The organism is Inquilinus sp. 2KB_23 (genome assembly GCF_052115705.1).
Classification (GTDB): Bacteria; Pseudomonadota; Alphaproteobacteria; order DSM-16000; family Inquilinaceae; genus Inquilinus; species Inquilinus ginsengisoli_A.
Genome location: NZ_JBFRHF010000015.1, coordinates 89,368 through 107,398, shown reverse-complemented (window position 1 = coordinate 107,398; position 18,031 = coordinate 89,368). Strand labels below are relative to the sequence as shown.

22 protein-coding genes are annotated in these 18,031 nt (G+C 70.6%); 15 read left to right on the top strand and 7 right to left on the bottom strand.

Annotated elements, in window-relative coordinates; genetic code table 11:
• Positions 1–152 precede the first annotated feature (152 nt).
• From fba to AB4112_RS19920, 7 genes are all read left to right on the top strand, one after another.
• Positions 153–1,232: a class II fructose-bisphosphate aldolase gene (fba, locus tag AB4112_RS19950; RefSeq protein WP_441722444.1), complete on the top strand. Its 1,080-nt coding sequence runs from the start codon at positions 153–155 to the stop codon at positions 1,230–1,232.
• A gap of 12 nt (positions 1,233–1,244) precedes the next feature.
• Positions 1,245–2,738, top strand: coding sequence for a form I ribulose bisphosphate carboxylase large subunit (locus AB4112_RS19945; protein WP_309793201.1), 1,494 nt, complete (start codon positions 1,245–1,247; stop codon positions 2,736–2,738).
• Between the two features lie 10 nt (positions 2,739–2,748).
• The gene (locus AB4112_RS19940) at positions 2,749–3,147 is read left to right on the top strand and encodes a ribulose bisphosphate carboxylase small subunit (protein ID WP_441722440.1); all 399 of its coding nucleotides are present in this window, start codon (positions 2,749–2,751) and stop codon (positions 3,145–3,147) included.
• A gap of 189 nt (positions 3,148–3,336) precedes the next feature.
• Complete coding sequence (gene cbbX / locus AB4112_RS19935) at positions 3,337–4,263, top strand: CbbX protein (protein ID WP_441722437.1); 927 nt, start codon at positions 3,337–3,339, stop codon at positions 4,261–4,263.
• Positions 4,260–4,943: a ribulose-phosphate 3-epimerase gene (gene rpe, locus AB4112_RS19930; RefSeq protein WP_441722434.1), complete on the top strand. Its 684-nt coding sequence runs from the start codon at positions 4,260–4,262 to the stop codon at positions 4,941–4,943. The genes cbbX and rpe overlap by 4 nt, the downstream gene beginning before the upstream one ends.
• Positions 4,940–5,605 (top strand): HAD-IA family hydrolase, encoded by a 666-nt coding sequence (locus tag AB4112_RS19925; protein WP_441722431.1) that lies wholly within the window; start codon positions 4,940–4,942, stop codon positions 5,603–5,605. The genes rpe and AB4112_RS19925 overlap by 4 nt, the downstream gene beginning before the upstream one ends.
• Positions 5,606–5,607: 2 nt before the next feature.
• Positions 5,608–6,348 (top strand): HAD family hydrolase, encoded by a 741-nt coding sequence (locus tag AB4112_RS19920; RefSeq protein WP_441722428.1) that lies wholly within the window; start codon positions 5,608–5,610, stop codon positions 6,346–6,348.
• 40 nt (positions 6,349–6,388) lie between these two features.
• On the opposite strand, the gene AB4112_RS19915 is transcribed toward AB4112_RS19920, so the two are convergent.
• The 6 genes from AB4112_RS19915 to AB4112_RS19890 all read right to left on the bottom strand — a co-directional run bounded on the left by AB4112_RS19915 (position 6,389) and on the right by AB4112_RS19890 (position 11,427).
• Positions 6,389–7,039: a hypothetical protein gene (locus AB4112_RS19915; protein ID WP_441722426.1), complete on the bottom strand. Its 651-nt coding sequence runs from the start codon at positions 7,037–7,039 to the stop codon at positions 6,389–6,391.
• 11 nt (positions 7,040–7,050) lie between these two features.
• On the bottom strand, positions 7,051–7,896 hold the full coding sequence (locus AB4112_RS19910) for an ABC transporter permease (RefSeq protein WP_441722423.1): 846 nt from the start codon (positions 7,894–7,896) through the stop codon (positions 7,051–7,053).
• Positions 7,893–8,633, bottom strand: a complete 741-nt coding sequence (locus tag AB4112_RS19905; RefSeq protein ID WP_309793191.1) for an ABC transporter ATP-binding protein — start codon at positions 8,631–8,633, stop codon at positions 7,893–7,895. Before AB4112_RS19905 ends, AB4112_RS19910 begins: the two co-directional genes overlap by 4 nt.
• Positions 8,634–8,861: 228 nt before the next feature.
• Positions 8,862–9,827, bottom strand: coding sequence for a PQQ-dependent catabolism-associated beta-propeller protein (locus tag AB4112_RS19900; protein WP_309793190.1), 966 nt, complete (start codon positions 9,825–9,827; stop codon positions 8,862–8,864).
• Between the two features lie 8 nt (positions 9,828–9,835).
• Positions 9,836–11,050, bottom strand: coding sequence for an ABC transporter substrate-binding protein (locus AB4112_RS19895; RefSeq protein ID WP_441722418.1), 1,215 nt, complete (start codon positions 11,048–11,050; stop codon positions 9,836–9,838).
• Entirely contained in the window at positions 11,047–11,427 is a 381-nt protein-coding gene (locus AB4112_RS19890; protein WP_441722415.1) for a c-type cytochrome, read from the bottom strand. Before AB4112_RS19890 ends, AB4112_RS19895 begins: the two co-directional genes overlap by 4 nt.
• A gap of 269 nt (positions 11,428–11,696) precedes the next feature.
• On the opposite strand from AB4112_RS19890, the gene AB4112_RS19885 reads away from it, so the two are divergent.
• Positions 11,697–12,629, top strand: coding sequence for a quinoprotein relay system zinc metallohydrolase 2 (locus AB4112_RS19885; RefSeq protein ID WP_441722412.1), 933 nt, complete (start codon positions 11,697–11,699; stop codon positions 12,627–12,629).
• Positions 12,630–12,640: 11 nt separating this feature from the next.
• On the top strand, positions 12,641–13,465 hold the full coding sequence (locus tag AB4112_RS19880) for a quinoprotein dehydrogenase-associated SoxYZ-like carrier (RefSeq protein ID WP_441722409.1): 825 nt from the start codon (positions 12,641–12,643) through the stop codon (positions 13,463–13,465).
• A 15-nt stretch (positions 13,466–13,480) separates the two neighbouring features.
• On the opposite strand, the gene AB4112_RS19875 is transcribed toward AB4112_RS19880, so the two are convergent.
• The gene (locus AB4112_RS19875) at positions 13,481–13,828 is read right to left on the bottom strand and encodes a hypothetical protein (RefSeq protein ID WP_309793181.1); all 348 of its coding nucleotides are present in this window, start codon (positions 13,826–13,828) and stop codon (positions 13,481–13,483) included.
• Between the two features lie 83 nt (positions 13,829–13,911).
• Between AB4112_RS19875 and AB4112_RS19870 the strand changes: the two genes are divergently transcribed.
• From AB4112_RS19870 to pqqE, 6 genes are all read left to right on the top strand, one after another.
• Positions 13,912–14,394, top strand: a complete 483-nt coding sequence (locus tag AB4112_RS19870) for a hypothetical protein (protein WP_309793180.1) — start codon at positions 13,912–13,914, stop codon at positions 14,392–14,394.
• A 111-nt stretch (positions 14,395–14,505) separates the two neighbouring features.
• The gene (gene pqqA / locus AB4112_RS19865) at positions 14,506–14,586 is read left to right on the top strand and encodes a pyrroloquinoline quinone precursor peptide PqqA (protein ID WP_374710610.1); all 81 of its coding nucleotides are present in this window, start codon (positions 14,506–14,508) and stop codon (positions 14,584–14,586) included.
• 57 nt (positions 14,587–14,643) lie between these two features.
• Positions 14,644–15,561, top strand: coding sequence for a pyrroloquinoline quinone biosynthesis protein PqqB (gene pqqB, locus AB4112_RS19860; protein ID WP_441722404.1), 918 nt, complete (start codon positions 14,644–14,646; stop codon positions 15,559–15,561).
• A gap of 25 nt (positions 15,562–15,586) precedes the next feature.
• Positions 15,587–16,339: a pyrroloquinoline-quinone synthase PqqC gene (gene pqqC, locus AB4112_RS19855; RefSeq protein WP_441722401.1), complete on the top strand. Its 753-nt coding sequence runs from the start codon at positions 15,587–15,589 to the stop codon at positions 16,337–16,339.
• Positions 16,336–16,626, top strand: a complete 291-nt coding sequence (gene pqqD, locus AB4112_RS19850; RefSeq protein ID WP_309793178.1) for a pyrroloquinoline quinone biosynthesis peptide chaperone PqqD — start codon at positions 16,336–16,338, stop codon at positions 16,624–16,626. The genes pqqC and pqqD overlap by 4 nt, the downstream gene beginning before the upstream one ends.
• Positions 16,623–17,771 carry a pyrroloquinoline quinone biosynthesis protein PqqE gene (gene pqqE / locus AB4112_RS19845; RefSeq protein ID WP_309793176.1) on the top strand — a complete coding sequence of 383 codons (1,149 nt, stop codon included), beginning with the start codon at positions 16,623–16,625 and terminating at the stop codon, positions 17,769–17,771. Before pqqD ends, pqqE begins: the two co-directional genes overlap by 4 nt.
• The last annotated feature ends 260 nt before the right edge of the window (positions 17,772–18,031 follow it).

The following is an 18,031-nucleotide window of genomic DNA, read 5'->3' as shown; positions in this document are numbered from 1 at the left end:
GGGAGGGGGCCAGGGGGAGGGGGTTCGGGCAGCAAGGACCGGAACGGGTCCCAGTCATGCTCCGCGCCCTTCGATCGACAACCCCCTCCCCCTACCCCCTCCCGCGGGGGGAGGGGGGACTGAGTTCTGCTCACCGACAGAAGGAGCCCCCGATGTCCCGCATCACCCTGCGCCAGCTGCTCGACCACGCCGCGGAGCACGGCTACGGCGTGCCCGCCTTCAACATCAACAACATGGAGCAGATCCTGGCGATCATGGCGGCGGCCCGGGCGGTCGACGCGCCGGTGATCCTGCAGGCCAGCCGCGGCGCCCGGTCCTATGCCGGCGACCTGATGCTGGCGAAGATGGTGGAGGCGGCGGAGGCGACCCATCCCGCCATCCCGATCTGCCTGCACCAGGACCACGGCAACGACGACGGCACCTGCCTGTCCGCCATCCAGCACGGCTTCACCAGCGTGATGATGGACGGGTCGCTGGAGGCCGACGCCAAGACTCCCGCCAGCTACGACTACAATGTCGAGATCACCCGCCGGGTCGCCGCCACCGCCCATGCCGTCGGCGTGTCGGTGGAGGGCGAGCTCGGGGTGCTCGGCAGCCTGGAGACCGGCCAGGGCGAAGCCGAGGACGGGCACGGCGCCGAGGGCGCGCTGGGCCACGACCAGCTGCTGACCGACCCGGACCAGGCGGTGGCCTTCGTCCGCGAGACCCGGGTCGACGCGCTGGCGATCGCCATGGGCACCTCGCACGGCGCCTACAAGTTCTCGCGCCGGCCGGATGGCGAGATCCTGGCGATGCATGTGGTCCAGGCGATCCACCAGCGGCTGCCGGAGATCCACCTGGTGATGCACGGCTCCTCCTCCGTCCCCGAGGCGCTGCAGGAGCAGTTCAACCGCTTCGGCGGCGAGATGCCCCGCACCTGGGGCGTGCCGGTGGAGGAGATCCAGCGCGGCATCAAGCACGGCGTGCGCAAGGTCAACATCGACACCGACTGCCGGCTGGCGATGGCGGCCGAGATCCGCCGCGTCGCGGTGGAGAAGCCGGCGGAGTTCGACCCGCGCAAGTTCCTGCAGCCCTCGATGGCGGCGCTGGAGGCGCTGTGCCGCGAGCGGTTCGAGCAGTTCGGCACGGCCGGACAGGCCGCGAAGATCACCCCCCTGCCCCTGGCGGAGATGGCGAAGCGCTACCGGTCCGGCGCCCTGGACCCACGCATCGCCGTCGGCGCGGCGGCCTGAAAGGAGACCACCATGAGCACCGATCTCACCCTTCTCGAGCCCCAGGCCCTCGACACCAAGGCCGGCACCGTCACCGGCAAGGAGCGCTACAAGGCCGGGGTGCTGCAATACCGCAAGATGGGCTATTGGGAACCCGACTACGTGCCCAAGGACACCGACATCCTGGCCCTGTTCCGGATCACGCCGCAGGACGGGGTCGACCCGATCGAGGCCGCGGCGGCGGTGGCGGGCGAAAGCTCGACCGCGACCTGGACCGTGGTGTGGACCGACCGGCTGACCGCCTGCGAGAAGTACCGGGCCAAGGCCTACCGGGTCGACCCGGTGCCGAACCAGCCGGGCCAGTTCTTCGCCTACATCGCCTATGACCTCGATCTGTTCGAGCCGGGGTCGATCGCCAACCTGACCGCCTCGATCATCGGCAACGTCTTCGGCTTCAAGCCGCTGAAGGCGCTGCGGCTGGAGGACATGCGGCTGCCGGTCGCCTATGTGAAGACCTTCGACGGGCCGCCGACCGGCATCGTGGTCGAGCGCGAGCGGCTGGACAAGTTCGGCCGCCCCCTGCTCGGCGCCACGGTGAAGCCGAAGCTGGGCCTTTCGGGGCGCAACTACGGCCGGGTGGTGTACGAGGCGCTGAAGGGCGGGCTCGACTTCACCAAGGACGACGAGAACATCAACTCGCAGCCCTTCATGCACTGGCGCGACCGGTTCCTGTACTGCATGGAGGCGGTGAACCGGGCCCAGGCGGTGACCGGCGAGGTCAAGGGCACCTATCTCAACGTCACCGCCGGGACCATGGAGGACATGTACGAGCGGGCGGAGTTCGCCAAGTCGGTCGGCAGCGTCATCGTCATGATCGACCTGGTGATCGGCTACACCGCGATCCAGTCGATGTCGAAATGGGCGCGGCGCAACGACATGATCCTGCACCTGCACCGCGCCGGCCACGGCACCTACACCCGGCAGAAGACGCATGGCGTGTCGTTCCGCGTCATCGCCAAATGGATGCGGCTGGCCGGGGTCGACCACATCCATGCCGGCACCGTGGTCGGCAAGCTGGAGGGCGACCCGGCCACCACCCGCGGCTATTACGACATCCTGCGCGAGGACCACGTGCCGGCGCGGCTGGAGAACGGCGTGTTCTTCGACCAGGACTGGGCCAGCTTGCGCAAGGTGATGCCGGTGGCGTCCGGCGGCATCCATGCCGGCCAGATGCACCAGCTCTTGGACTATCTCGGCGAGGACACGGTGCTGCAGTTCGGCGGCGGCACCATCGGCCACCCCATGGGCATCCAGGCCGGCGCCATCGCCAACCGCGTCGCGCTGGAAGCCATGATCCTGGCCCGCAACGAGGGCCGCGACACAAGGGTCGAGGGGCCGCAGATCCTGGTCGACGCCGCCCGCCACTGCCAGCCGCTGCGCCAGGCGCTGGACGTGTGGAAGGACGTCACCTTCGACTACGCCTCGACCGACACGCCGGACTTCGTGCCCGCCGTCACCGCCAGCTGAGGACACCGCCATGCGCAACACCCAAGGGTGCTTCTCCTTCCTGCCCGACCTGACCGACCGGCAGATTTCCGCCCAGGTGCAGTACTGCATCGACCGCGGCTGGGCGGTGAACATCGAGTTCACCGACGACCCCCATCCCCGCAACACCTATTGGGAGATGTGGGACCTGCCGATGTTCGACATCCGCGACGCCGCCGCGGTGATGCATGAGCTGGCCTCGTGCCGGAAGGCGCATGGCGGCCGCTACATCCGCATCTCCGGCTTCGACGCCAGCCCCGGCTGGGAATCGGTGCGGATTTCCTTCCTGGTCAACCGCCCGGAGGTGGAGCCCAGCTTCGCCCTGGAGCGCCAGGAGGTGGAGGGAAGGACGGTGCGGTACACGACCCGGCTGGTGCCGGCTCAGCCTTAGCTTTCCTTGTCCCCCCTCCCCTCGCGGGAGGGGGTTAGGGGGAGGGGGCTGTCGATCACACGCGCCCTCCCCCGCCAATCCCTGACCGATCGATCGGTCAATTCTCATTCCGCTCAAACGGCACGAGCCCCCTCCCCCTACCCCCTCCCGCAGGGGGAGGGGGAATATGGGAAGAGAGAGACCCCCGCCATGACCGACGCCGTCCTCGCCGCCCCGCCGCCCGAGACCCGCATCGACCTCGCCCGGGAGTTCGCCGAGACCCAGATCGACGAGGTGCTGGAGCGGCTGGACCGCGAGCTGGTCGGGCTGGTGCCGGTGAAGACCCGGATCCGCGAGATCGCGGCGCTGCTGCTGGTGGAGAAGGTCCGCCGCCGCCTGGGCCTCGCCGCCGAGGCGCCGACCCTGCATATGAGCTTCACCGGCAACCCCGGCACCGGCAAGACCACCGTGGCGCTCCGGATGGCCGACATCCTGCACCGCCTCGGCTATGTCCGCCGCGGCCACCTGGTCTCGGTCACCCGCGACGACCTGGTCGGCCAGTACATCGGCCACACCGCGCCGAAGACCAAGGAGATCCTGAAGCGGGCGATGGGCGGGGTGCTGTTCATCGACGAGGCCTACTACCTCTACCGGCCGGAGAACGAGCGCGACTACGGCCAGGAGGCGATCGAGATCCTGCTGCAGGTGATGGAGAACCAGCGCGAGGATCTGGTGGTGATCGTCGCCGGCTATGGCGACCGGATGGAGACATTCTTCACCAGCAACCCCGGCTTCCGCTCGCGCATCGCCCATCACGTCGAATTCCCCGACTTCAGCGAGGCCGAGCTGATCGTGATCGGCGAGGCCATGCTGGAACGCCAGAACTACCGCTTCAGCGCCGACGCCCAGGCCGCCTTCCGCGACTATGTCGCCCGCCGCATCCGCCTGCCCCATTTCGCCAACGGACGGTCGATCCGCAACGCGCTGGACCGCGCCCGGCTGCGCCAGGCCAACCGGCTGGTGCGCGACCGGAACGCGGCACTGACGGTCGAGGATTTCGTCACCCTGGCCGAGGCCGACATCCGCGCCAGCCGGGTGTTCGCCGCCGAGCCACTCGGCGTGGAGGCCAAGCTGTGACTGCCCCCCTGGTGATCGCCCCGTCGATCCTGTCCGCCGATTTCGCCCGGCTGGGCGAGGAGGTCCGCGCCATCGTCGAGGCCGGCGCCGACTGGATCCACATCGACGTGATGGACGGGCATTTCGTGCCCAACCTGACCATCGGCCCCGATGTGGTGAAGGCGCTGCGGCGGCACAGCGACCGCGTCTTCGACGTGCATCTGATGATCGCGCCGGCCGACCCCTATCTCGACGCCTTCGCCGCCGCCGGCGCCGACGTCATCACCGTGCATGCCGAGGCCGGGCCGCATCTCGACCGGTCGCTGCAGCACATCCGGGCGCTCGGCAAGCAGGCCGGCGTGGCGCTGTGCCCGGCGACCCATGAGGACGCGCTGGCCCATGTGCTGGACCGGGTCGACCTGATCCTGGTGATGACGGTCAATCCTGGCTTCGGCGGCCAGGCCTTCATCCCCGCCATGGCCGAGAAGATCCGCCGGGTCCGCGCCCTGATCGGCGACCGGCCGATCCGGCTGGAGGTCGATGGCGGCATCACGCCGGAGACGGCGGTGGCCGCGGCCCGCGCCGGCGCCGACACGCTGGTCGCGGGATCCGCCGTGTTCCGCGGCGGTGCCTATGAGGCCAATATCGCCGCCATCCGCCGCGGCGCCGCGGGAGGGGCCAGCCGGCCCGCGGCGGCATGAACGCCGGGGCTCGCGCCGTCGTGTTCGACCTGGACGGCACCCTGGTCGACAGCGTCGCGGATGTCGCCGCCGCCCTGGCCACGGTGCTGCGCGAGGCAGGCATCCACCCGCTGTCCGAGGCCGAGGTGCGCGGCCTGATGGGCCATGGCGCGCCCGGGCTGCTGCGCGGGGCGCTGCGGCTGCGGCGCTGCGATTCGACCGAGGCGGCGTGGATGACGCGGCGCTTCCTCGACCGCTACGCCGCGGCGCCGGCGGTGCGCAGCACGGCCTATCCCGGCGCGGTCGAGGCGGTGGCGGCGCTGGCCGCCGCCGGGATCCCGGTCGGCATCTGCACCAACAAGGCGGCCTGGACCGCGCGGGCGGTGCTGCGGCCGCTGGGCTTCGCGCCGCATGTCGGGGCCGTGGTCGGCGGCGACAGCGGCCACGGCATGAAGCCGGACCCGGCGCCGCTGCTGGCCTGCATCGCGGATCTGGGCGCCACGCCCGAGGACACGGTCTATCTCGGCGACCACCATGTCGACATCGCCACCGCGCGGGCCGCCGGTGTGCGGGTGCTGGCGGTGCCGTTCGGATACGGCGACGTCGCCATGCTGGAGCCCGACGGAATCCTCGCCGACTATACCGCGCTGCCGGGAATGCTCGGCCTGGCCGAGGCCGGATAGCGATGCGGCTGCAGGCGATCCTGTTCGATGTCGACGGCACGCTGGCCGAGACCGAAGATGCCCACCGGGGGGCGTTCAACACCGCCTTCCAGGGCGCCGGCCTGGACTGGCACTGGGATCGCGATCTCTATCGCGAGCTGCTGGTCGTCACCGGCGGCAAGGAGCGGATCGGCCACTACCTCTCCCGCCTGGCGGCCCCGCCGCCCTGCGATGTCGCGGCTCTGCACCGCGCCAAGACCGAGTGTTATACGGCGTTGGTGTCCACCGGCGGCGTCAGGCTGCGCCCCGGCGTCATCCGCCTGCTGTCCGAGGCACGCCGGCAGGGTGTGCGCCTGGCCATCGCCACCACGACCACGCCGGCGAATGTGATGGCGCTGCTGGCGACAACGCTGGGTCCGGACGGAATGTCGCTGTTCGAGGTGATGGTGGCCGGCGACGCCGTGCCGCGCAAGAAGCCGGCCCCGGATGTCTATCGCGCGGTGCTGGAAGCGCTCGGCCTGCCCTCATCCGGCTGCATTGCGATCGAGGATTCCCGTGCCGGCGTCCTGTCGGCGCGCCGGGCCGGGCTGCCGGTGCTGGCCACGCCGAGCCTCTACACCCGCGACGACGATCTGCGCCACGCCCTGGCGGTGCTGTCCGACCTGGGCGAGCCGGGCACGCCCTATCTTCATCTCGGCGGCGCGGGCGCCGGCGAGAGCGTGGTGACGGTCGAAGCTCTGGGACGATGGTCGACGGGGGCATGAGGAAGGCCGGGCTCGCTCTCGCGAACCCGACAGAGCCGCCCTACTTCCCGATCTCTTCCTGGATCGTGCGCGACAGGGCGAACAGGCGGCGCTCCAGCACGAAGGGCTGGTCGCAGATCGCCGGCAGCAGCCGCTCGCGATCGTCGAACACCCGCTGGTCCCACGACAGCTGGAACTCCAGCTCCTGCCGCTGCTTCGCCACCGCCATGTCGGTCGAGGCCGGGTCGACGCCGTCCAGCGCCTGGGTGCTGGCCTCGATCCGCTGGGCCAGCGCCTCCTGCCGGCTGTTGAAGCGGCGGATGCCGCGGATGATGGTGCCGCGCTCGGTGTTGATGGTCTCGAACACCCCGGCGAACAGCTCGGTCAGCGCCGCCTTGCGGTCGCCCTCGAAGCCGGCGGCGAAGCGGTGGATCTCGGCCGTGGCCTCGTCGACTGCGACCCGGCGCGGCGCCACCCGGTCGACCAGCGCGGCGATCACCGCGTCGTCGCGCCAGGCCGGGCCGCTGGCGGTGGGATCGTCGCCCGGCCACATCGCGCCGATCGACAGCTCGGGCTGCAGCACCTGGACGCAGGGCCAGTCATCCTTCGGCGGGGCGTCCTTCGGCGGGGTCGCAGCCGCATCCTGGGCCCAAGCGGGCAAGGCCGCCAAGGGCACCAGCAGCAGGAACAGGGGGAGAAGCCGACCGGTCATCATGGGCCTCCTTATCCGCCGCCGCCCGGGCCGCGGACGCGGGCGATCAGGCCGCGCGCCGGGTCATAGGCCAGGATCGCCCCGCCGAGGAAGACCACGGCGAAGCCGAGCACGAGCAGCAGCGACTGGGTGTCGAGCTGGCCGTAGAGCATGAAGCGGACCAGCTCCACGGCATAGGTGAAGGGGTTGAAGCCGCAGACGTCGCGCAGCAGCGGGCTCGCCTCCTCCACCTTCCACAAGGGGTAGAGGGCCGAGGAGGCGAAGAACATCGGGAAGATCACGAAGTTCATCACCCCGGCGAAGTTCTCGAGCTGGCGGATGGCCGAGGACAGCAGCAGGCCGAGCGCGCCCAGCATCAGCCCGGACAGCACCAGGGCGGGCAGCACGGTGACGTAGCCGAGCGGCGGCGGCTCGATGCCCCAGAACCGGGCGATCAGCAGGAAGACATAGACCTGCGGCAGCGACAGCAGCGTGCCGGCCAGCAGCCGCGCGGTCAGCAGGTACCAGCGCGGCATCGGGCTGGTCAGCAGCACCCGCATGCTGCCCATCTCGCGGTCGTAGACCATGGACAGCGAGCTCTGCATCCCGTTGAACAGCTGGATCATCGCGATCAGCCCAGGGACGATGTACTCGTCATAGAGGATGTAGGTCTCGTAGGGCGGGATGATCGACACGCCGAGCACCGAGCGGAAGCCGGCGGCGAAGATGAACAGCCAGACCAGCGGTCGCACCAGCGCCGAGATGAAGCGGGTGCGCTGGTGCACGAAGCGCAGCGCCTCGCGCCACAGGATGCCCAGCAGGCAGCGCCAGGCGCCGCCCAGGCTGACGGTGCCGAGGGAGTCCGGGGCCGCGCTCATGCCGCCTCCGTCAGCTGGCGGAAGGCGCCCTGCAGGCCGTCGGCGCCGAGGTCGGAGATGATGGCGGCGGCCGGGCCCTGCCGCAGGATGCGGCCGCGATGCAGGATGATGGTGGGGTCGCCGGCCTCGACCTCGTCGATCAGATGGGTGGCCCACAGCACGGTCAGGCCGCGGTCGCGCACCAGGCCGCGGACATCGGCCAGGATCGCGGCGCGGCTGCGGATGTCGAGCCCGACCGTGGCCTCGTCGCACAGCAGCAGCCGCGGCTCGTGCAGCAAAGCGCGGGCGATCTCGATCCGCCGCATCTCGCCGCCGGAAAAGCTGCGGATCTTGCGGTCGGCCTCCTTGGCCAGCCCGACGCGATCCAACTCGGCCGCGATGCGCTGCCGAGCGACGCGGCCCGGCATGCCGTGCAGCGCCGCGTGGTAGCGCAGGTTCTGCCGGGCGGACAGGTCGGGGTCGAGCGCCCGCTGCTGGAACACCACGCCCATCAGCGCCAGCGCCCGGCCGGGTTCGGCGCCGAGGTCGCGGCCGAACACCCGGATGGCGCCGGACTGGGCGCCGTACAGCCGGGTGACCAGCGAGAACAGCGTGGTCTTGCCGGCGCCGTTCTGGCCCAGCAGCACGGTGAACCGCCCCGCCGGCACGGCGATCTCGATCTCGGACAGGATCTCGCGCCCACCGATCCGATGCGACAGCCCGGCGACGGTGAGGGCGTCGGTTTCAGCTGTGGGCATGATCGAGGATCCGGCCCTGAAAAAACAGACCTCCCCCTCCCCTTGCGGGAGGGGGTAGGGGGAGGGGGTTGTCGATCGAAGAATGCCTTGCTGCCGAAGCAAAAGCGATCGAACGATTCAGCATCCAGAACCCGACGCCGGCTCCTGCGGCAACACCCCCTCCCCCTACCCCCTCCCGCAGGGGGAGGGGGAGGATCGAAGGATGGGCGGAAGGCATCGAGCCGTTCATCAATGAATCGCCACGCCCCAGGGCAGTTCGCCGACCGTGATCGACTTCACCACCTTGCGGTCGGCCACGTCGATCACCGAGATGTCGTTCGAGGCGCCGTTGACCGACACCACGTATTTCCCGTCCGGCGTGAAGTCGAGGTGCCAGACCCGCTGGCCGACCAGCAGGTAGTCCGTCACCTCGTAGGTCGCGGTGTCCACCACCGCCACCCGGTTGGCCGGGCCGAGGGCGACGAAGGCGGTCTTGCCGTCCCGGGTGATGGCGACGCCGACTGCCTGCACCGTTTCCTTGCGCACGCCCTGCACCGCGAAGCCGATCTTCTTCACCACCTTGCGGGTGGCGGTGTCGATCACGCTGACCGTGCCGCCGATCTCGGACGACACCCAGACCTGCTTGCCGTCGGGGGTGAACTCGGCGAAGCGCGGCCGGCTGTCGACCAGCACGTTGTCGGTCAGCTGCAGCGTCGTGGTGTCGATGAAATGCGCCATGTTGGTGGTCTCGGAGGTGCTGACCAGAATCTTGCCGTCCGGGCTGACGCCCATGCCTTCCGGCTCCACCCCCACCGGCACCTCGGACTCGACCACCTTGTTGGCGAGGTCGAGCACGGTGACCATGCTGTCGTCTTCATTGGCGACGTAGAGCCGCTTGTCGTCCGGCGACAGCACGAACAGCTCTGGATCCGCGCCGCTGGGCAGCGTGTCGATCACCTTCTGGGTCGCGGTGTCGATCACTTCGACATGGTCGCTGTCGCTGGTGCAGACGTAGAGGCGGGTGCCGTCCTTGCTGATGGTGATGCCGCGCGGCCGTTCGCCGACCGGGATCGTCCCCGTCACCTTCATCTGGTCGAGATCGACCACGCTGACGGTGTTGCCCTTCTCGTTCGAGACATAGGCGGTGAAGGCCTGGGCTGGCCCGAAGGCCAGCACCGGCACCACGGCCACTGCCAAGAGCGCGAGCCTGTTCATGCAGCCTCCTAGGGATCGGGGTTCAGCCGGCACGCCGATTCCGGCTCGTCGTAGCCGAGCGTGTCGAGCGGCGTGCGCTGGTGCAGGAACCCGTCCTGCGGCGAGACCGAGACCAGCATCAGCGGCGACGCCAGCACAATCGGCTGGCGCAGCTGCTGGTCCCAGCGGCGGAAGGTCAGGGGGACGCCCTTGAAGGCGCCGAGCTGGAAGTCGTCGGAGACGAGATAGGCGCGGATCGCGGCCGGGTCGGCGGTGCCGGTGCGGGTCACCGCCTCGCCCACCGTGCGCACCGCCACCCAGGCGGCGTAGTCGCGCTCCAGCATCCAGCGGCCGGCGGCCTTCTGGAAGCGGCGCTGCAGCTGGGTGCCGCCCCATTGCTCCTGGCTGCGGTGCCAGGCGGTCGGCACCAGACCCTGGGTGCCGACGACCGGCCGCGCATCCCAGGTGCGGTACGGCAGGTATTCGCCGAACACCTCGCTCTCGTCCGCCACGACCAGCACGTCGTAGTCGGGCAGGCGCTGGGTCAGCTGGGTCATCTGCCGCTGCACCTGCTGCTCGCCGGTGTCGGAGCGGCGCGACCCCGCCTGGAACTCGTAGCTGCGCTCCTCGACGATCTGGGCGCCGTAGCGCTTGGCCGAGCGGCGGATGGCGTCGGCGAAGGCCTTGTCGCCGTCCTGGGTGCCTGAGACCAGCACCCAGCGGGTCCAGCGCTTGAACGCCAGGTACTGGGCCAGCGCGTCGGCCTTCATCGCCCGGCTGGGCATGGTGTGGAACAGGTTGGCGCGGCAATCGGCGATGCGCAGCCGGTCGTCCTCGGCCCGGGCGTTGAAGATCACCGCGTCCTTCAGCTCGGGCTGGTCGGCCAGCTGCAGCAGCCGGTCGGCCGGCAGGTCGGCGATCACAAGCCGGACGCCCTTGCCGGCCATGGCCGACGCGGCGCCGGCGAGGTCGCCGCCGGCCGGGATGATGGTCTCGTCCAGCGCGTAGTCATGGCCGAGGAAGCGGCCGGTGGTCTGGTCGTCGACGATGGCCAGGCGGGCGCCGGCCACGCCCTTGTCCTTCGCCACCGGCTCGACCAGCGACAGCGGCTCGGGCTCCGGGATGGCCTCGCCGAGATAGCCGATGGTCACCGACAGCTTCGGCGCCGCCTGCTGCTGCGCCGCCGCCGGCTGGGCCAGCAGCGCCGCGGCGAGGCCGAGCGCCGGGAGCAGGCCGCGGATCATGGCGTGCCGCCAGCCTCCTTCAGATAGGCGATGACGTTGAGCCGGTCCTCTTCCTTCGGCAGGCCGGGGAACACCATCTTGGTGCCGGGGACCAGCGCTTTGGGGCCGGACAGGTACTTGTCCAGCGTCGCCTGGTCCCAGGTCAGGTGCGCGTTCTTCATCGCGTCGGAATAGTTGAAGCCCTCGATCGAGCCGGAGGGGCGGCCGACCAGCCCGTGCAGCGACGGGCCGAGCTTGTTGGTGCCGGCGTCGAGCGAATGGCAGGCCTGGCAGCGGGTGAAGATCTGCTTGCCCTTGGCCGCATCCCCTGCGTCCTGGGCATGGGCCGGCAGGGCGAATGCGGCAGCGGCCGCGACCACGAGCGCGAATCCTCGCATCTCGGACATCCTTCCTCCTGGGCCGGCCGCGCCGGCGTTCCGCTTCGGCATCGGCGGGGCCGAAGGCCCTTGCCGCACCTGCCCGCTCGGCGGCGGGATTGGCCCAGACTGTATGAACCACCCCCGACGCCGACAAGGCGAGAAGATGGAACTGAGACCAAAGTCCAATTCAGCGCCGGGATAAAAGCGCGGCCTGATGATCCGGGATTTGCGGGAGAATTCGGTTGCCGTTGTCTCGGCGTGGGCCAGAACCGGATTGGCCGGAGGCGTTGAGCCGCCGGCAGGCCATCGGCCGTGCCCTGGCGCTGGGCCTGCTGGCCGCCGCGGCGGGGCCGGCGGAGGATCCGCCGCTGCCGGTCGCCGAGGTCGCGCCCGGCATCTTCGTGTTCCATGGCGCGCATGAGGAGGCGACGGCCGGCAACCTCGGCGGCATCGCCAATCTCGGCTTCGTCGTCGGGGCCGAGGCGGTGGCGGTGATCGACACCGGCGGCAGCCTGGCCGAGGGCCGGCGCCTGCTGGCGGCGGTGCGGCGCCAGACCGACCTGCCGGTCCGCCACGTCATCGACACCCATTTCCACCCCGACCATGTGCTGGGCAACGCCGCCTTCGCCGGGCCGGGCACCACCATTATCGGCCATGCCAACCTGCCGCGTGGCCTGGGCGCCCGGGCCGACAGCTACATGCAGGGCCTGGAGGACGCCCTGGGCAACGCCGCCGCCGGCACCGCCATCGTGCCGCCGACGCTGCTGGTGCGCGACCGGCTGACGCTCGACCTCGGCGGCCGCCCCCTGGCGCTGAGGGCCTGGCCGCCGGCGCACACCGATGCCGACCTGACCGTCCTGGACACCACCACCGGCACGCTGTTCGCCGGCGACCTGGTGTTCCTGCAGCGGGTCCCGGCGATCGACGGATCGCTGCACGGCTGGCTGGACGCCATCGCCGGGCTGCGCCGCGAGGCCGGGATCCGGCAGGTGGTGCCCGGCCACGGCCCGGTGGCCGCCGATTGGCCGGGTGCGCTGGACGACGAGGAGCGCTATCTTGGCGTGATCCTGAGCGAGACCCGGGCGGCGCTGGCCGCCGGGCGCAGCCTCGACCAGGCGGTCGCGACGGTCGGCCGCTCCGAACGCCGCCGCTGGCTGCTGTTCGACGACTACAACGACCGCAACGTCGCCACCGCCTACACCGAACTGGAATGGGAATAGGGGAGGAGACCATGCTGAAGCACGCCGCGGCCCTGGCCCTGATCGCGCTGGCCACGCTGGGCACGCTGGGCACGGGGGCCGCCCGGGCGGCCCCCGTTCAATCCGATGGGGACGACCCCTGGCCCGACCTGAAGACCGCGATCTTCGGCGACAAGGCGATCGCCGACGGCTCGGCCTTCATGGCGGTCGAGGCCCCTTCCCGCGCCTATGACGCCGCGATCGTGCCGGTGACCATCCGCTTCGACCCCGCGCACATGCCGGCCGGGAAGGTCACCGCGATCACCCTGGTGGTCGACAAGAACCCGGCCCCGGTCGCCGCCGTGTTCCACCTCAAGGACGGGCTGGCCGACCCGACCATCGGCACCCGGGTGCGGGTGAACGAATACACCAACATCCACGCCGTGGCCGAAACCGCCGATGGCGGGCTGTTCATCGCCGCCGCCTTCGTCAAGGCGGCCGGCGGCTGTTCCGCCCCCGCCACCAAGTCGCCCGACGAGGCCGAGGCCCATCTCGGCGAGATGCGGACGAAGAACCTGGACGCGGCGCAGATCGGCGCGCCGAGCCGGGTCGAGCTGCTGATCCGCCACCCGAACTACTCGGGCATGCAGATGGACCAGATCAAGCGCACCTATGTGCCGGCGAAGTTCATCGAGACCATCGATGTGCGCTACGGCGACACCGAGCTGCTGCAGGTCGAGGGCAACATCTCGCTGAGCGAGAACCCGATGATCGAGTTCAGCTTCACCCCGCCGGCGGCGGGGCGGCTGACCGCGACCGCCAAGGATTCGGACGGGCTGGTGTTCAGCGGCGCCTGGTCGGTGCCTGCGACGATGTGAGCCGGGATGGGTTGCTCAGAAACACCTGAAGTCGGCTTCGATCTGCGCCAGCCGCAGGGTGTCGACCATGGCCTTCAGCGACGTCATCTCGCGGAAGATGCCGGCCTGGTCGCCGGTCGCGAACTGCATGCGCAGCACGGTCTCGGCCTTCTCGTAGTCGCGGTACGGCAGGATCGAGGATACCGCGTCGATGCTGCAGGAGCAGCGCTGCAGCATGTCCTGGGTCTCGCCGTTGCTGGCCATGCAGCCGATCACATAGTCGGCCACCACCGGCGTCGGGTAGTCATTGGCCCGCGCCGGATCGGGCACGGCAAGGAACAGGACAGCCGGGGCGAGAAGCGAAAAGGCCGCGCAGCCCTTCATGGCGAAGGCTCCGAAGTCGCGTCGGGTGGCCAGCAGACCAAAGGGGCGCGGACCGGTCAATCGCTCCCAAAGTACAAGCCGCGATGACCGGCGCGGTCCCGGCGGCGCTGGTCATCGGGCTGCTCGCCGCCGTGCACGGCTACACCGGCTATGAGGTGCCGGCCGACCCGCCGGTGGTGACGCTGGTGCCGCATGCGGCGCTGGAGGCGATGGCCTGCACCCATCCCTGCGCCGTGCTGGGCTTCGCCGAGGCCGACGGCACCCTCGCGCTGGACGACAGCCTGCGCATCGGCGGCGATGCTGCCGACACCAGCATCCTGGTGCATGAGCTGACCCATTTCCTGCAGCGCGCCGCGGCGCACGGCGCGCCGGCAGCGGATTGCGCCGCCTGGCTGGAGCGCGAGCGCGAGGCCTATGACGTGCAGTACCGCTGGCTGCGCGACACCGCGCCGACGATCCGGGAGCTCTCGATCCGCCTGGCCCGTCTCGGCTCCCATCCGCTGATCCCGCCCTGCCGGCCGGGCGAGCCGCCGCGGCTGGAGACCTCGGACATGGCTCCAAAGTAGTATTCCCCTGAACCGCGGAAGGCGCATGATGCCCTTGATGCGCCGCGCCCCGGACCCAACATCCCGGTCGGGGCGTTGTCCCCAGGCAGACGATACCAACGGAGGATCCCCATGAAGCGTTGGAAGACACCCAAGCTCCGCGAAATCGCCGTGGGCTGCGAGATCAACGCCTACGCCTGCGCGAAGGTCTAATCCCACCCTCCGCCGTGCGTCGGATCCGGCGAGGCTGCCGAAAGCGGGGTTGAGACCATGCGCATCGTCGTCCTCGGTTCCGCCGCCGGCGGAGGTTTCCCCCAATGGAACTGCAACGCGCCCACCAGCCACGGGGTGCGCACCGGCAGCCTGCGCGCCAAGAAGCGCACCCAGGCGTCCCTCGCCGTCAGCGCCGACGGCGAGCGTTGGCTGTTGGTCAACGCCTCGCCCGATTTCCGCCAGCAGGTCGGCGACACCCCGGCGCTGTGGCCGCGGGGCGGGCTGCGGCATTCCCCGATCGAGGCGGTGATCCTGACCAGCGGCGAGATCGACCATGTCGCCGGGCTGCTGTCGATGCGCGAATCCCAGCCCTTCGCCCTGTGGGCCGCCCCGCCGGTGCTGGCCGCCCTGGCCGCCAACCCGATCTTCGACGCCCTGAACCCGCGCCATGTCGAACGCCACGGCGTCACCTCCGCCGACCCCTTCCCGATCGCCGGCCCCGGCGGCGCGCTGGGCCTGACCGTCACCGCCTTCCCGGTGCCCGGCAAGGTGCCGCTGTACCTGGAGGGCCAGGCCGGCAGCAACCTGGCCGGCGCGGCGGACGAGACCATGGGGCTGGAGATCGCCTGCGGCCCCGCCCGCTTCCACTACATCCCCGGCTGCGCCGCGATGACCCCGGCCCTGCGCGCCCGGCTGCGCCAGTCGCCCCTGGTGTTCTTCGACGGCACGCTGTGGCGGGACGACGAGCTGATCACCACCGGCGTCGGCACCAAGACCGGGCAGCGCATGGGCCATATGAGCATCGACGGGCCGGACGGCACCGTGGCCGCTTTCGCCGATCTCGGCGTGCGGCGCAAGGTCCTGGTCCATGTCAACACCACGAATCCGGTGCTGGACGAAGACTCGCCCGAACGCGCCGCCCTGGCCGCGTCCGGCTGGGAGGTGGCGGAGGATGGCATGGAGATCGCGCTATGAAGACCCTGCGATAATGGACTCCGTGATGACCGAGCCCGCGATGACGGAACCGATGAGCCCCGACCAGCTGGAGGCGGCGCTGCGCGCGATCGGGCGCGAGCGCTACCACGACCGCCACCCGTTCCACGGCCTGCTGCACGGCGGCAAGCTGGACCGCGGCCAGGTCCAGGCCTGGGCCCTGAACCGGTTCTACTACCAGAGCCGGATCCCGCTGAAGGACGCCGCCCTGATCTCGCGCACCGAGGACCCGGCGCTGCGCCGGGAATGGCGCCGGCGGATCGAGGACCATGACGGCGACCATGAGGGCGACGGCGGCATCGCCCGCTGGCTGCATCTGACCGACGCGCTGGGCCTCGACCGCGCCGCGGTCAGCGACGGTCGCGGCATCCTGCCGGCGACCCGCTTCGCCGTGGACGCCTATGTCCGCTTCGTGCGCGAAAAGACGCTGCTGGAGGCGATCGCCTCGTCGCTGACCGAACTGTTCGCCCCGGCCATCATCGGCAACCGCGTCGCCGGCATGCTGGCCCATTACGACTTCGTGTCGCCCGAGGCCCTGTCCTATTTCGACAAGCGGCTGACCCAGGCGCCGCGCGATTCGGATTTCGCCCTCGACTATGTCAGGCGCGAGGCGCGGCGGCCGGACCAGCAGCAGGACGTGATGGCCGCCCTGACCTTCAAATGCGACGTGCTGTGGGCCCAGCTGGACGCGCTGCACCACGCCTATGTCGCGCCCGGCCACATCCCGCCCGGCGCCTTCGTGCCCGAGGGGCGGGGATGAGCGCCGCGGCCGAGCCCGCCGCCCCCGCCATCCGGCCGCGGCTGGCCCGCGGCTGCCGGATGCGCTGGGACGAGGCGCGGCAGAGCTGGATTGTGCTGGCGCCGGAGCGGGTGATCCTGCTGGACGAGATCGCCCATGAGATCGTGCGGCGCTGCGACGGCGCCAGCACCATCGCCGAGATCACGGCCGACCTGGCCAAGACCTTCGAGGCTGAGCCGGGCGAGGTCGCGGCCGATGTCGACCGGCTGATCGCCGACCTCCTGGCCAAGCGGATCATGGCGCCATGACCCATATCGCCCCCACCGGCATCCCCCCTCGGCCGGAACCGCCGCTGGCGGCCCTGCTCGAGCTGACCCATCGCTGCCCGCTGCAATGCCCCTACTGCTCGAACCCGCTGGAGATGGAGCAGGCGCGCGACGAGCTGTCGACCGCGGAGTGGCTGCGGGTGATGCGCGAGGCGGCGGCCCTGGGCATCCTGCAGATCCACTTCTCCGGCGGCGAGCCGACCATCCGCCGCGACCTGGCGGAGTTGGTGCGCGGCGCCCGCGACGCCGGCCTCTACACCAACCTGATCACCTCGGGCGTCGCGATCGACCGCGACCGCTTCATGGGCCTGGTCGAGGCCGGGCTGGACCATGCCCAGCTGAGCATCCAGGACACCGACCCGGCCTCGGCCGAGCGCATCGGCCACTATCCCGGGGCCCAGCCGAAGAAGCTGGCCTTCGCCGGCTGGGTGGCGGAGGCGGGCCTGCCGCTGACCCTGAACGCCGTGGTCCACCGGCAGAACCTCGACCGGCTGGACGCCATGATCGACCTGGCGGTCGAGATCGGCGCCGCCCGGCTGGAGGTCGCCCATGTCCAGTACTATGGCTGGGCCCTGAAGAACCGCGACGCGCTGATGCCGAGCCGGGAGCAGCTGGACCGCGCCAGCGCCGTGGTGGCGGCGGCGCGGGACCGGCTGCACGGCCGGCTGGTGATCGACTACGTCGTGCCGGACTACTATGCGCAGCGGCCCAAGGCCTGCATGGGCGGCTGGGGCCGGCAGTTCCTGAACATCACCCCGACCGGCAGGGTGCTGCCCTGCCACGCCGCCGAGACCATCCCCGGCCTCGGCTTCGAATCGGTGCGCGACCGCCCGCTGGCCGAGATCTGGGCCGCATCCGACGCCTTCCAGCGCTTCCGCGGCACCGCCTGGATGCCCGAGCCGTGCCGCGGCTGCCCGCAGGCCGAGATCGACTGGGGCGGCTGCCGCTGCCAGGCCATGGCGCTGACCGGCCGGGCCGATGCGACCGACCCGGCCTGCGCCCTGTCGCCCTTCCACGACGCCATGCTTGATCTCGCCGAGTCTGCCGCGCACCGCCCGGCGCCGCCCGATTTCGTCTATCGGCGCCTGCGGGCCGCGGCCGCGCCGGCGGCGGCCCCGCGGGGATGATTGCGGCGGCGGGTCCGTTGCCGTCGCAGTATTCAACAAGACCTCCGGCGAGCAGGACTGTTGGTCGATTTTGCAGCGCACAATCCCGCCAAGACGGCCGTTCCATTGCGGCGGCGCGCTATCCCGACGATTCCCGCCCGGGGAATTTCTCTCCAGTTCCCAACAATACTCGATTGTTCGACTTTGGTATAAGAGCAGATACATTTTCGCAGTCGCGAAATATTGGCTTCATACCAAAGAACAATGCCCTTTTATGCGTT